Origin of the sequence: Phenylobacterium sp. Root700, assembly GCF_001429025.1 — a bacterium.
In the GTDB taxonomy this organism is placed as follows: Bacteria; Pseudomonadota; Alphaproteobacteria; order Caulobacterales; family Caulobacteraceae; genus Phenylobacterium.
The window spans coordinates 1-12,990 of the sequence record NZ_LMHT01000026.1; the positions used below are offsets into that span (position 1 = coordinate 1).

A 12,990-nucleotide genomic window follows, 5' to 3' on the forward strand; every position below is an offset into this window, starting at 1 on the left:
TCGCCGGCTTCGTCAGCGCCAAAGCCGACGCAGTTGTGTGAATCCCGTAGCCCAGCGGGGGAGGATCTGGTTGTTCGGGGTTAGCGCGCCAGGTAGGCGGCGAGGTTGCTGAGCAGTTCCTTGGTGCCGTGCTCGCGGAACTCCGGCTTGTCGTGGCCGTCGAAATAGGCGCCTTGCTCGGTATAGATCAGCCGGGTGCGTTCGCCGTCGGCTTTGAACTCGACCGTGGCGATGGAGACCGAGATCCGCGTCTGGTCCATATCCATCGTGTAGCTGAACGCGATGCGCCGATCGGGGACGATCTCCTGGTAGACGCCGTCATAGGTGTAGAGCGCGCCGCCCTCGGGGCCGCCCTTGTTCAATTCGCGCCCGCCGACCCGGAAGTCGAGCTGATAGCCGGGGTCCGGCTTGGCCAGGTTGCCAAACCACAGCGACTTGGCCTCCAGCGAGGCCCAGGCGGCGAACACCCGCGCCGGCGCGGCGTCATAGGTGCGGTCGATGACGAAGGTGGCGTGGCTCACGGTGCGTTCGGTCATCGTCTTCTCCTGTCAATTCGCTTAAGTGTTCACTTAAGTATGTGGTCGCGAAGAATTGGTCAAGCGACCGCTTCAGCGTTTTGGAGGTCAGGCCGGGCGGTTGTGCGCGACCGAGGCCTTCAGGAGCGCCGCGCGTTCCTCGGTCGCCAGGGGGCGCCAGCGGCCTTCGGGCAGGTCGCCCAGCAGCAACGGGCCGATGCGGACGCGCACCAGATCGACCACCCGCAGTTCGACCGCCTCGGCCATCCGCCGGATCTGGCGGTTACGGCCTTCCTTCAGGACGATGTTCAGCTTTTGATCGTGGATCTGCCTCACCTTGGCGGGGCGTAGCTGGCGGCCGTCGAGTTCAAGGCCATGGCGCAGCAGCTCCAGCTTTTTCGGAGTGATCACCCCGGTCAGCAGGACCATGTATTCCTTGTCGATGTTGGACTCCGGCCCGATCAGGGCCTTGGCCAGCACGCCGTCCTCGGAGAGCACCAGCAGGCCGCGAGAATCCCGGTCTAGCCGGCCCAGCGGCGCCAGGTTGTTATCCGCGCCCGGGATGACCCCGTTCTCGCCCCAGAGGGCGTCCTTGGTCAGCAGGCTCGAGGCCTCGATCTGATCGTCCTGCGGCAGGGATGAGACGATGCCGATCGGCTTGTGGATCACCACGCTCAGCATGGTCTCCAGGATCGCCTGGGCGCTGTCGTTCAGCACCAGGGTCTGGCCGCTCTCGATCTTGCGGCCGGCGTCGTCGACGCGTTGGCCGTCGATGAAGACCAGGCCCTTGCCGATCAACGCCTCGGCCTCGCGCCGAGAGCAGACGCCGCTCTGCGCCAGCCACTTGTTCACGCGTTGCGGTTCGGGGTCGTTGTAGGTGCGGGTCCAGGCCATGGCCCTGCATACGGCCCGCGCCGACGCTCGCCAAGCGCTTGCGGTTCGATGCCTGTGGTGATACTTAAGCGTATGCTAAACCAACGGCCCAATCTCGATCTGCTGTTCCAGGCCCTGGCCGACCCCGGTCGTCGCGGCATGGTGGAGCGTCTCAGCCTCGGGCCGGCGTCGGTCAGCGAGCTCGCCCAGCCGCTCGACATGACCCTGTCGGCGGTGGTGCAGCACCTGGCCATCCTCGAGGCCAGCGGCATCGTCCGTTCGGAAAAGGTCGGCCGCGTGCGCACCTGCCGGATGGAGCCCGGCGTGCTGAGCCTGGTCGAGCAATGGGTCAATGACCGCAGGACAAGCTGGGAGCGCAAGCTGGACCGGCTGGGGGACTTCCTGGCCGCCACCGCAGATCCGCAGGACGAAGGGAGCAAGTCATGACCGAACGCAGCGTGGCCCACGCCACCATCCACCTCGAGCGGGTCTATGACGCCGCCCCGGCGCGGGTGTTCGCCGCCTTCTCAGATCCGGCCGCCAGCGACCGCTGGTTCGTGGCCGCCGAGGGCTGGGAGATGACTGAATACGACCACGACTTCCGCGAGGGCGGCCGCGAGACCGGTCGCTTCGCCGTCAAGAAGGGCGACCCGGTCATCTACAACCAGACCCATTATCACCAGATCGTCCCGGACCAGCGGATCGTCTACGCCTACACCATGGCCCAGGAAGACACCCTGATGTCGGCCTCGATGCTGACCTTGGAATTCAAGGCCGAGGGCGGCAAGACCCGGCTGCTGCTGACCGAGCAGGGGGCGTTCCTGGACGGCGTCGACCAGCCGGCCAACCGCGAGGCGGGCTGGAGCGAACTGCTCGACAGCCTTGGCCGTGAGGTTCGTGGGGAGCTGGTGGGGGCCTGAGGCCATCATTTCCAAGATCGTCATCACCGGGCTGGTCCCGGTGATCCATAGACGCCGACCTTGCAGGCAAGGCCCGATGGACCGTGTTTATGGATGGCCGGCACGGGGCCGGCCATGACGAGCCTTGAGGGGAATAGGGGCTAACCCGCCTCCAAGGTCGAATAGAGCGCCCGCGCCTCGGCGGGCGGACCGCGGCGTTCGCCCAAGCCCTCGACGGTGACGGCGATCAAGCGGCCGCCGACTGCGAACACCAGCCGGTCGCCGACCTTCAGCGCCCTGGCGCACTTGTCGATGCGGGTCTCCGCGCCGGCGCGGGTCAGGCGGACCTTGCCCTCGTCCAGGTACTTGGCGGCCAGCGAGCGGGTCTTGAAGAACCGCGCGCGCCACATCCAGACATCGGCGCGGCAGGCGTCGTCGCTCATGCGCGCACGGCCTTGGCCTTGCGCCGCCGACGTGGGCGGCGGGTGGGAGCAGGCTGATCCTTCAGGGCCGCCAGGGCGGCGAAGGGCGAGTTGGGCGGCGGCGGCGTCACGGCTTGCGGCCTGGGCTTTTCGTTGCGACGCCGCCAGATCATCGGCTCGCCGTCCTTGGGCTTGGTGGTCGGCGCGAAGTTGAGGGCGCGCAGGATGTCGCGGGCCTCGCTATCGGACCAGCCAAGCTCCTCGCGGGCCTGGTCGGAAAGCTGACCCTGTTTCGGTGCGGCCCGCAGCAGATCATCCAGGCGTTCCAGGGCCTCGACCGGCACGGCGTGGCGACCGACCGCGCGCAGGCCGAAGGCGGCCAGAGCGACGGGCGGCGGCGGCGGATCGGGCAGCCGGCTGACGCTGCTCGGGGCAGGCCGCCAATCGCGTCCGGCGAAGCCTTGGGCGAAGGCCAGGGCCTGGGGTTTCAGCAGGGCCGGCAGATAGAGGCTGAAGTGGCCAAGCCGCACGCCCAGCGCCTTGAGGCCGCGTCGCTCGACCTGGCTCAGCGCCTTGGCCTCGACGCGCACCTGGTCGCGGTCGAGCACGCCGCCGGCCTCAATCAGCCGATAGGCGACGCCCCGCGCCAGGCCCTTGACCTTGCCGCTGGAGAGGGCGGCTTCGAGCCGGCGCAGGACGCCCAGCCGCTTGACCGCCTCGGCGGCGAGGAAGGCTTCCAGCCGCCGCGCCGCCCGCTCGCGGGCCGGGGCCGGGCCAAGCTCGCCATAGAGCCGGACCTTCGGGGCGAACGGCGTGCCGCCGGCGATCGCGCCCGCCGCCTCGCCATGCCAATGGACCACGCCGTCGGGCGTGAAGGTGAAGGCCTCGTCGGGCTCTGAGGCCAGCTTGCCGAGGCGCTTGGCGATCTCGGGGCCGACCGCGGCGACGGCGGCGGCGCGCAGGGCCTTTTCTTCCAGAACCGAGGAGCCTTGGGCGGGTTCGAAACTGACGCCCAGCAGCTTGCCGACATACTGCCCTTCGACCGTGACCGCGCCGTCGCTGGCGACCCCGGCCAGCATCTCGCTGCGGACATTGAGCGCGCGCATCAGGGCGCTGGTTCGCCGGTCGACGAACCGGGCCATCAGCTTTTCATGCAGGGTGTCGGAGAGCCGGTCCTCCAGCAGCCGGGTCCGTCCCTGCCAGCCGGCGGCGTCGGCCAGCCAGTCGGGGCGGTTGGCGACATAGGCCAGGGTGCGCACGCTGGCGAGCCGTGCGGCCAGGGTGTCGATCTCGCCGTCGGTGCGGTCCAGGTGGCGGTATTGTCCGGCGATCCAGTCCTCGGGGACCTTGCGGTTGCGGCTGGTCAGCCAGCCGAAGAACTCGCGCACCAGGCGGATGTGCTCCTCGCCGGAGGTCTTGCGGAAGTCCGGGGTCTGGCAGACGTCCCACAGCTTGATCAGCGCCTGGCGGTCGCGAACGCAGCGGTCGATGACCTCAGGTTCGCCCGCCACCGCGCGCAGGGTCTTTTCGTCCAGGGCTTCGGCCGAGAGCTTCAGGCCTTCGCGCGACGGCGGCGCGGCCAGCGAGCGGATCAGGTTGGGCAGCGAGGTGAAGTCGAGCTTGGCGTTGCGCCATTCCGCGCCAGCGATGGCGTCGAACCGGTGTTCCTCCACCGCCTCGATCAGGTCGGCGTCCATGTCCTCGCACTCGCCCGTGACGCCGAAGGTCCCGTCGCGGGTGAAGCGCCCGGCGCGACCGGCGATCTGGCCGATCTCCTGTGGGTGCAGGAAGCGGGTGCGCTTGCCGTCGAACTTACGCAGGCCGGCGAAGGCCACATGGTCGACGTCCATGTTCAGGCCCATGCCGATGGCGTCGGTGGCGACCAGGAAGTCGACCTCGCCGGACTGGTAGAGCGCGACCTGGGCGTTGCGGGTGCGGGGACTGAGCGAGCCCATGACCACGGCGGCGCCGCCGCGCTGGCGGCGGATCAGCTCGGCGATGGCGTAGACCTGGTCGGCGGAGAAGGCGACGACCGCCGAGCGGCGCGGCAGCCGGGTCAGCTTCTTGGGACCGGAATAGGTCAGGCGCGACAGCCGCTCGCGGGTGACGATCTCGGCGTCGGGGAGCAGCCGGCGGATCAGCGGCGCCATGGTCCCGGCGCCCAACAGCATGGTCTCGTACTTGCCGCGCGCGTGCAGCAGCCGGTGGGTGAAGACGTGGCCGCGCTCAGGATCGGCGCAGAGCTGGATTTCGTCCACCGCCAGGAACTCGACCTCGCGGCTCAGCGGCATGGCCTCGACGGTGCAGACGAAATACTGCGCCCGAGCCGGGACGATCTTCTCCTCGCCGGTGATCAGGGCGACGGAGGAGGGGCCGCGCAGCTTGACGATGCGGTCATAGATTTCCCGCGCCAGCAGCCGCAGCGGCAGGCCGATCATGCCGCTCGCATGGCCCAGCATCCGCTCGACGGCGAGGTGGGTCTTGCCGGTATTGGTCGGGCCGAGCACCGCCACCAGTCTCGGCGGCCCCACACCCGAGGAACGAGCACTCATACCAGGGAAAATGGGGCGGGAATCGCTCTGCGGCAAGCGGGGCCGCGGTCGTTACAGGTGTCGGTCGAAGTCCATGCGCTGGTGGAGGATGCGGACCACGTCGAGTTCGTCGCCACGCAGGCGGTAGAAGATCACGTGCGAACCCGCCGACAGCTTGAAGTACCCAGGCCGGACATGGTCGCAAGGGCGGCCTCGCCGTGGATCAGCGACAGCGCCTTCGATGGCCCGCTGAATGTCACGAATATAGTTCTCAGCCTGGGCGGCGCCCCACTGAGTCTGGGTATGGTCCCAGATGTTGTTCAGATCGCTCGCCGTCCTTGGCGACAGGACATAACGGTTCATCGCGCCGATGGGGCGCTGCGCTTGCTGGAGATGAACTGGTCAAAGTCGAAGGGCGTCGAGGCGCCGCTCTCTTCACCCTCGACGAGCGCTGCTCGAAGTGAGCCGAGTTGCGCTTCTCGTTCTTCAAGCAGGCGCAGGCTGGCCCGGACGACTTCGCTGGCCGAGGCATAGCGGCCCTTGGCGACCTCGGATTCGATGAAGCTGGCGAAGTGCTCCCCGAGGCTGATCGATGTATTTTTGCCCATGGCGACCATTGTACCAAAGATTGGTAATTTGGCCTAGTCCGGCGACGGCTGGCCGCCGCCGGACCCACGGTCTACCTCGCCGAGGCGATGTAGTTGTCGATCACCTGGTCCAGCACGGTCAGCGGCGTGCCGCCGGCCAGCAGGCCCGCATCGTGGAATTTGCGGATGTCGAACTTGCGGCCCAGCGCCTTCTTCGCGCGCTCGCGGCCGTTCATCCAGGTGATCTTGCCGACCATGTAGCTGCACGCTTGGCCTGGCCACACGCAGTAGCGTTCGATCTCGGTGATGGCGCTGCTCTCGGCGTCGCCGATGTTGTCGACGAAGTACTTCACCGCCTGCTCGCGGCTCCAGCGTTTGTGGTGCATGCCGCTGTCGACCACCAGGCGGACGGCGCGGAACATGGCGTCGTGGATCATGCCGATGTGGCCGAGTACGTCGTTGTCGTACATGCCCATCTCGACCGCCAACTGCTCGGCGTAGAGCGCCCAGCCTTCGCTGTAGCCGGAGAAGCCGATCACCTTGCGGATCAGCGGCAGGTCGCCGGCCTCGTTGTTGAGGGCGAGCTGCAGGTGGTGGCCGGGAAGCCCCTCGTGATAGGTGAGTGTCGGCAGGGTCCAGGCCGGCACCTCGGCGGTGTTGCGCAGGTTGATCCAGTAGATCCCCGGGCGTTTCCCATCGAGCGTGGGTGAGTAGTAGTAGCCGCCCGGCGCCCCGGCCTCGATGGCTGGGGGCACGCGGCGGATATCCAGCGGCGCCTTGGGAAGCTGGCCGAACCACTGCGGCAGCTTGGCGCTCACCACCTTCACCTGCTCGTTCAGACGGGCCAGCAGCTCTTCCTTGCCCTTGTCGGTGTTGGGATAGATCTGCTTAGGATCGGTCGCCATCGCGCGATAGCGCTCACCGACGCCGCCCTTGGTGTAGCCGGCCTTCCTCATCAGCACGTCGGCCTGGGCGCCCAGGCTGGCGACAAGCTCGAGCCCGGTCTTGTGGACCTCGTCGGGGGTGATGTTCGAGGTCGTGTAGTTGCGCAGGCCAAGGCGGTAATACTCGTCGCCGTCGGGCAGGCGCCAGCAGCCGGCGTCGTGTACCGCCTTGGCGCGCAGGCCTTCCAGCAGGGCCGCCTGGCGGGCCAGGGCCGGGCGGATTTTCTCGGCGTAGAGGCCCTGGGCCTGCGGCGCCCAGGCGCCGGCGATGTTCTTTTCCTTGGTCCGCCGCTCCAGGCTGACGACGACGGGCGCCTTGTCGGGCTCGGAGGCCAGGAAGGCCTTGAGCTGGGTCAGGGCCTTATCGAGGACGAAGTCGGGCGGCGTGACGCCCAGGGCCACGTCGTGACGAACCACGTCGACCTCCTGGTCGAGCAGGCGGCCGAAGGCCTCCACACGGGCCATATAGGCGTCGGCGTCGGCCTTGGTTTCGATGGTGTGCTGGGTGTCGAGGAAGTCCGGCATCTGCTGGTAGGCGCCGGTCAGCTGCGACAGCACATAGGGAGAGTTCACGCCCTGGCCGCCGTACTGGAAGCGCCGGTTGCCTTCGTCCTGGGTCGCCAGCACGAACTCGACGGTGTCGTAGTTCACCGCGTCCATACCGGAGAGCTGCTTGCGGTCGATGGCGCGCAGGGTTTTCAGGTCATGGGCGGTGTTGGCTTTGTTTTCGGCCAGCGCGGTCAGCGAGAAGTCCGACAGTTCCGACTTGGTCCAGGCTAGGTCGCCCTTGTCGAGACCCAGCATGGTCGGCAGCTCCGGGCTGCGCCGGAAGGTCTGGGCCATCGACGTGTCGAAGAAGGCGTACATCTTGGCGGCCTCGCCCGTGGGCGCGGCGGCGAGGGCGATCTTTGGAACGGCGGCGGCCGCGCCGAAGGCGGCGGCGGTCGCCAGGAGTTCACGGCGGCTTTGCATCGAAACGGGTTCCCCAACGGCGTAACAGTTTGAATCGCTGTTACACTGATCGCGGCCGGGGCTTCCCGTTAATTCGCGCTAATCTAGCGTGCGCCGGTAGCGCGCCATGGCCAGCGCCGTGACCACGCAGACGAAGGCGACCAGGGCCAGCAGCTCACGCCACATGTCCTCTATTCCCTGGCCCTTCAGCAGGGCTCCGCGAACAACGCGGAGGAAATGAGTGACGGGCACGATCTCGCCTAGCGCCTGGGCCCAGGCCGGCATGCCGCGGAACGGGAACATGAAGCCCGAGAGCAGGATCGAGGGCAGGATATAGAAGACGCTCATCTGCATGGCCTGCAGTTGGGTCTTGGCGACGGTCGACATCAGGAAGCCGAGGGCCAGCGAGCCGATGATGAACAGGCTGACGCCGAGCGACAGGCCCAGCCAGCCGCCGATCATCGGCACGTCGAACAGGAAACGCGCCAGCAGCAGGATGATCGCCGTCTGGATCAGGCCGACCACCACATAGGGCGCGAGCTTGCCGACCATCACCTCGATCGGTTCGACCGGGGTGGCGAGCAGGCTCTCCATCGTCCCGCGCTCGGCCTCGCGGGTGACCGACAGCGCGGTCATCATCACCAGGGTCATGGAGAGGATGACGCCCAGCAGGCCGGGCACGATGTTGTAGGAGGTGACGGCCTCTGGGTTGTAGCGCCGGTGGACCAGGACCTCGAACGGCGGCGTGGCGGCCGCCTTCGGCGCTAGCGCGCCTTTCATGTCGTGGGCCAGGGCCTGGGTAGGCAGGGCGGCCAGGGCCGCGACCGCCGCGCCGGTGGCCGAGGGATCGGTGGCGTCCACCTCGACCAGCATCTGGGCCTTGTCGCCGCGGGCCACCCGGCGGGTGAAGTCGCCGGGGATGGTGATGGCGAACTGAACCTCGCCGCGCCGCACCATGTCGTCCAGCTCGGCCGGGGTGCGGACCTGGGCGACCAGGTCGAAATAGGCGCTGTTCTTCAGGGCCGAGGTGATCGACCGGGCGAAGATGGTGTCTTCCTGCACCAGCAGGGCGGTGGGCAGGTGGCGCGGCTCGGAATTGATCGCATAGCCGAACAGCAGCAGCTGTACGACCGGCATGGCCAGCATCATGGCGTAGGTCAGTCGGTCGCGGGTGAGCTGCTTGAACTCCTTGATCATCACCGCCAGGACGCGGTTCGCCGAGAAGCCGTTCATTGGAAATTGTCCTGCGAGGTCTCCATCAGGCGGATGAAGACGTCCTCGAGGCTGGGCTCGATTTCCGTCCAGCGGTAGGGCGCGCGCCGATAGGGGGCGATGGCCGCCTCCAGCGCCGCGCGGTCGGTTCCGGACACGTGCAGCGATTGGCCGAACGGCGCGGCCATGTCGACGCCGGGCAGCTTGCCGATCTCGCCCGACAGCCGGTCGGCGCCTGGTCCTTCGCCGTTGAGGGTGATCAGCTTGGTGTCGGCGATGACCTGCTGCGCGGTCCCCCGCGCGATCAGCTGGCCGTAGCTGATGTACGCGATCTCGTGGCAGCGCTCGGCCTCGTCCATATAATGAGTGGAGACCAGCACGGTCAGGCCTTCGGCGGCCAGGGCGTGGATCTCGTCCCAGAAGGTGCGACGGGCCTTCGGATCGACCCCGGCGGTGGGTTCGTCCAGCAACAGCAGGCGCGGTTCGTGCAGGGTGGCGGTGGCCAGGGCCAGTCGCTGCTTCCAGCCGCCCGACAGCGATCCGGCCAGTTGCGCGCGGCGCTCGGTCAGGCCCAGGCGCTCCAGCGCCTGGTCGACCCGGTCCCTGCGCCGGTCCAGCCCGTGGACGCGGGCGGAGAACTGCAGGTTCTCCTCGACGGTCAGGTCCTCATAGAGCGAGAACTTCTGGGTCATGTAGCCGGCGCGCCGCTTGATGGCGCTCGCCTGCGTAATGATGTCGAGGCCCAGGCACCTGCCCGCGCCGCTGTCGGGGGTCAGCAGGCCGCAGAGCATCCGCAGGGTGGTGGTCTTGCCCGAGCCGTTGGGGCCCAGGAACCCGCAGATCTTGCCTTCCTCGACCTGTAGCGAGACGTCCTGCACGACATGCTTGTCGCCGAAGCTCTTGTTCAGCCCCCGGACATCGATGGCGAGGGTCACCGGACCGCTCCGATCGGCTGGACGTCCACCGGTTGGCCGGGGTTCAGCCGGACCGAGGGCTTGGCTTCCACCAGATAGACCAGCCGGTCGCGGACCTCGCGGCTGTAGATGACCGGCGGAGTGAACTCGGGCCGGGGGCTGATGTAGGTGATCTGCGCGCTCATTCCGGCCTGGCAGCCGTCGCAGCTGAACTTGACCGGCGCGCCCAGCCGGTAGCTGGAGATCGCCGGTTCAGGCACGAAGAAGCGCAGCTTGATCCTGTCGTCCGGCAGCAGGGCCAGGATCGGCTGGTTGGCGGGCGCCCATTCGCCTTTCTGGAAGAAGACGTCCTCGACGCGCGCGGGGCCGGGGGCGGTCGGCGCGATGTCGGCCAGCCGGGCGTCGGCGGCGGTCAGCGCGGCCCCGGCCTGCTGCACCCGGCTGTCGGCCGCGCGGATCTGATCCTCGCGAGACCCGAGCGCTGCGGCCTGGCGCTGGCGCTTGGCCGCCGCCACCTGGGCCTGGGCGGCGTCATAGGCGGCCTGGGCGTCGTCCAGCCGCGCCTTGGCGTAGATGCCCTTCTGCACTAGGGGGCGGATGCGGCGCAGGGTGGAGGCCGCATCCCGCGCCGTGGCCTCGGCGGCGGCGACATTGGCGTCGAAGACCGCCAGTTCGACCGGTCGCTGTCCCTTGCGGGCGTCGGCGGCTTGGGCCTGCGCGGTGTTGACCTCGGCGCCGGCCTGATCGCGCTGGGCCTTCAGTTGAGCCGGATCGACCACGAACAGCCGCTGGCCCGCGCTGACCTGATCACCACGCTGGACGAAGACCTGATCGACCCGGCCGGCGACCGGCGCGGCCAGATAGAGCGCCTCGCCCTCGATGTAGCCCGACAGGGTCGATGATCGCGAAAGGCGCGGCACGGCCCACAGCACGACGATCAGGATCAGGGCGAGCAGCAATAATCCGCCGACCAGCAGGCGTTGTGGCTTCATGACGCAGCTCCGCTTTTGGTGAGCATTCCGCGCAGCCAGAGCTCGACATGCTGCTCGGCCAGGGCGGGGATATCGATCGGCTCGGCGCCGACCGGCAGGAAGGTCTCGCGCCAGACGACGCCGACCAGCAGCGGCGAGATCAGCGAGATCGCATGCAGGCGCGGATCGCCCGGCCGCAGCTCGCCGCGCGCCTGGGCCGCGGCGATGGCCTGGGTCATGGCGGCGAGCGCCGGCCGCACCAGTTGGTCGTGCCAAGCCTGGGCCAATTCGGGGAAGTTGCGCGACTCGCCGATCACCATCTTCACGATGCCGCCGACCGGCGTGGTGGCGACGACGCCGGCGAGCACTTTCACCAGCCCCCGCAACAGATCAGGGAAGTCGGCGCTCGCATTGGCGAGGATGTTCTGGACGGCGCTGAGATTGGGCGCGACGCCCTGTTCGACGACCGCGCGGAAAATGTCTTCCTTGGTGGCGAAGTAGAGATAGATCGCGCCCTTCGAGACGCCCGCCCGCTTGGCGATGTCCTCCAGACGGGCGGCGGCGAAGCCCTTTTCGGCGAACACCTCCAGCGCCGCGGCCACGATCTCATCGGGGCGGTCGGCCTTGCGACGCTTGAATTTCGGCTGGCCGGCGGGAAGCATGGCGCGCTCTTAGATAACTGACTGGTCAGTTATTAGTGGTGTTAAAACGCACAACCTCACAATAGGTTTCAAGGGAAAATCGCTTGTGCCTTACGGCCAAGCTACGTCGTTTCCCTGCCGCAACCATGCCACCAAACGGCCGTTTTATCCGCCGAAGCCTGATTGCGAGTACGGCGGGGCCTCGGTTCAAGCGGGGTGCGCCGTGCATTCATTGTTGAATTTGACGACGGGAGAGGTCGCAAAATGATCGGTACGAAAACTCGGGGAATTTTGTTGAGCGCGCTGGCTCTGGGGGCGCTCGGCCTCGGGGGCTGCGCTACCAAGAAGTATGTGAACGAGCAGGTGGCCGTGGTCGACACAAGGGTCTCGACCAATGAGACCAAGCTGGGCGAGGTCGATCAGACCTCGCGCGACGCCCTGGAACGGGCGACCGCCGCCGGCAAGCTGGCCGAGGGCAAGTTCCTGTACTCGGTCGTGATGTCCGACGACGCCTTGAAGTTCCCCATCGGCAAGGCGACCCTGTCGCCCGAAGGCCAAGCCCGGCTTCAGTCCGTGGCCGAACGGCTGAAGGGTGAGAACAAGAACGTCTATGTGGAGATCCAAGGTCACACCGACGCGACGGGTTCGCCCGAGGGCAATGATCGTCTGGGCGCCGAGCGCGCCGAGTCGGTCCGTCGCTTCTTGAACGCCCAAGGCGTGGCGCTGAACCGTATGGCGACCATCTCGTATGGCGAGGCCGAACCGGTCGCCGCCAACAACACCCGCGACGGCCGGATGGCCAATCGCCGCGTGGTGCTGGTGGTCCTGTCCTAGGACACTGTAGAAATCGGAAGCCCCGCGGTTTCGCCGCGGGGTTTTTCGTACACGCTCAGCGAACTGCGTTTTTAGGTTAACGGGGCGTCGGGAGATTCGAGAACACGGGCGAAACGAATCATGACCGAATCAGCGACTCGGCGCGATTCAGTGTTTGTTCCCTACAATCTATTGTATCTCAACGACTTCGGACCACAAACGGGTTCGAGGGCCTTGAAGCGCAATTCAGCTCTTTCTGGCGCCCAGGCGGGTATGAATGTCGCCGCCGCCTTGACGCCGGACCGGGCTTTCGACTATATCGCCCGCTCTCTCGCGGGTCCTTCCCCGCGGCACATCCATTCTCGCGTAGGTCAGAAGCCATGTCGCGTCGTTGCGAACTCACCGGTGTCGGTCCCATGGTCGGCCACAACGTCAGCCATTCGAATATCAAGACGAAGCGTCGGTTCTTGCCGGCCCTCTCGCCAGCCACGCTCCAATCGGACGCGCTGGGTCAAACCTTCCGTCTGCGCATCACCAATGCGGCGCTGCGCACGCTCGACTTCCGCGGCGGCCTGGACGTGTTCCTGGTCGGCGCCCGCGACGAGCAGCTCTCGCCGCGCGCTCTGAAGATCAAGCGCCAACTGAAGGCCAAGCTCGCGACGCAAGCCGCAGCCGCCTAAGCGCAGCTACAGAACTTCGGAAAAGGCCGGTGGAAAC

15 protein-coding genes are annotated in these 12,990 nt (G+C 67.4%); 4 read left to right on the forward strand and 11 right to left on the reverse strand.

Annotation, left to right across the window (positions count from 1 at the left end; genetic code table 11):
- Window positions 1–80: 80 nt before the first annotated feature.
- Together ASE02_RS13595 and ASE02_RS13600 are read right to left on the reverse strand one after the other, a co-directional pair.
- Complete coding sequence (locus ASE02_RS13595; RefSeq protein WP_056735078.1) at window positions 81–536, reverse strand: SRPBCC family protein; 456 nt, start codon at window positions 534–536, stop codon at window positions 81–83.
- Window positions 537–623: 87 nt separating this feature from the next.
- A complete protein-coding gene (locus tag ASE02_RS13600; RefSeq protein ID WP_056735079.1) occupies window positions 624–1,409 on the reverse strand; it encodes a pseudouridine synthase in 786 nt (261 codons plus the stop codon).
- Window positions 1,410–1,481: 72 nt separating this feature from the next.
- On the opposite strand from ASE02_RS13600, the gene ASE02_RS13605 reads away from it, so the two are divergent.
- Together ASE02_RS13605 and ASE02_RS13610 are read left to right on the forward strand one after the other, a co-directional pair.
- Complete coding sequence (locus tag ASE02_RS13605; RefSeq protein WP_056735080.1) at window positions 1,482–1,835, forward strand: helix-turn-helix transcriptional regulator; 354 nt, start codon at window positions 1,482–1,484, stop codon at window positions 1,833–1,835.
- Window positions 1,832–2,308: an SRPBCC family protein gene (locus tag ASE02_RS13610; RefSeq protein ID WP_056735081.1), complete on the forward strand. Its 477-nt coding sequence runs from the start codon at window positions 1,832–1,834 to the stop codon at window positions 2,306–2,308. The genes ASE02_RS13605 and ASE02_RS13610 overlap by 4 nt, the downstream gene beginning before the upstream one ends.
- A gap of 140 nt (window positions 2,309–2,448) precedes the next feature.
- On the opposite strand, the gene ASE02_RS13615 is transcribed toward ASE02_RS13610, so the two are convergent.
- The 9 genes from ASE02_RS13615 to ASE02_RS13655 form a co-directional block, all read right to left on the reverse strand.
- A complete protein-coding gene (locus ASE02_RS13615) occupies window positions 2,449–2,730 on the reverse strand; it encodes an RNA-binding S4 domain-containing protein (protein WP_056735082.1) in 282 nt (93 codons plus the stop codon).
- Window positions 2,727–5,261: a helicase-related protein gene (locus ASE02_RS13620; protein WP_056735083.1), complete on the reverse strand. Its 2,535-nt coding sequence runs from the start codon at window positions 5,259–5,261 to the stop codon at window positions 2,727–2,729. Before ASE02_RS13620 ends, ASE02_RS13615 begins: the two co-directional genes overlap by 4 nt.
- 51 nt (window positions 5,262–5,312) lie before the next feature.
- A complete protein-coding gene (locus tag ASE02_RS13625; protein ID WP_056735084.1) occupies window positions 5,313–5,603 on the reverse strand; it encodes a type II toxin-antitoxin system RelE/ParE family toxin in 291 nt (96 codons plus the stop codon).
- Window positions 5,600–5,848 carry a type II toxin-antitoxin system ParD family antitoxin gene (locus tag ASE02_RS13630; RefSeq protein WP_056735116.1) on the reverse strand — a complete coding sequence of 83 codons (249 nt, stop codon included), beginning with the start codon at window positions 5,846–5,848 and terminating at the stop codon, window positions 5,600–5,602. The genes ASE02_RS13625 and ASE02_RS13630 overlap by 4 nt, the downstream gene beginning before the upstream one ends.
- Window positions 5,849–5,919: 71 nt before the next feature.
- The gene (locus tag ASE02_RS13635; protein ID WP_056735085.1) at window positions 5,920–7,743 is read right to left on the reverse strand and encodes a DUF885 family protein; all 1,824 of its coding nucleotides are present in this window, start codon (window positions 7,741–7,743) and stop codon (window positions 5,920–5,922) included.
- Between the two features lie 78 nt (window positions 7,744–7,821).
- On the reverse strand, window positions 7,822–8,955 hold the full coding sequence (locus ASE02_RS13640) for an ABC transporter permease (protein WP_056735086.1): 1,134 nt from the start codon (window positions 8,953–8,955) through the stop codon (window positions 7,822–7,824).
- Window positions 8,952–9,869 (reverse strand): ABC transporter ATP-binding protein, encoded by a 918-nt coding sequence (locus tag ASE02_RS13645; RefSeq protein ID WP_056735087.1) that lies wholly within the window; start codon window positions 9,867–9,869, stop codon window positions 8,952–8,954. Before ASE02_RS13645 ends, ASE02_RS13640 begins: the two co-directional genes overlap by 4 nt.
- Window positions 9,866–10,840, reverse strand: a complete 975-nt coding sequence (locus tag ASE02_RS13650) for an HlyD family secretion protein (RefSeq protein WP_056735088.1) — start codon at window positions 10,838–10,840, stop codon at window positions 9,866–9,868. Before ASE02_RS13650 ends, ASE02_RS13645 begins: the two co-directional genes overlap by 4 nt.
- Window positions 10,837–11,481 (reverse strand): TetR/AcrR family transcriptional regulator, encoded by a 645-nt coding sequence (locus tag ASE02_RS13655; protein WP_056735089.1) that lies wholly within the window; start codon window positions 11,479–11,481, stop codon window positions 10,837–10,839. The genes ASE02_RS13650 and ASE02_RS13655 overlap by 4 nt, the downstream gene beginning before the upstream one ends.
- A 243-nt stretch (window positions 11,482–11,724) precedes the next feature.
- Here ASE02_RS13655 and ASE02_RS13660 point away from each other — a divergent pair, with 243 nt between their 5' ends.
- Entirely contained in the window at window positions 11,725–12,294 is a 570-nt protein-coding gene (locus ASE02_RS13660; RefSeq protein ID WP_056735090.1) for an OmpA family protein, read from the forward strand.
- 359 nt (window positions 12,295–12,653) lie between these two features.
- Complete coding sequence (rpmB, locus tag ASE02_RS13665) at window positions 12,654–12,953, forward strand: 50S ribosomal protein L28 (protein ID WP_056735091.1); 300 nt, start codon at window positions 12,654–12,656, stop codon at window positions 12,951–12,953.
- Window positions 12,954–12,990 lie beyond the last annotated feature (37 nt).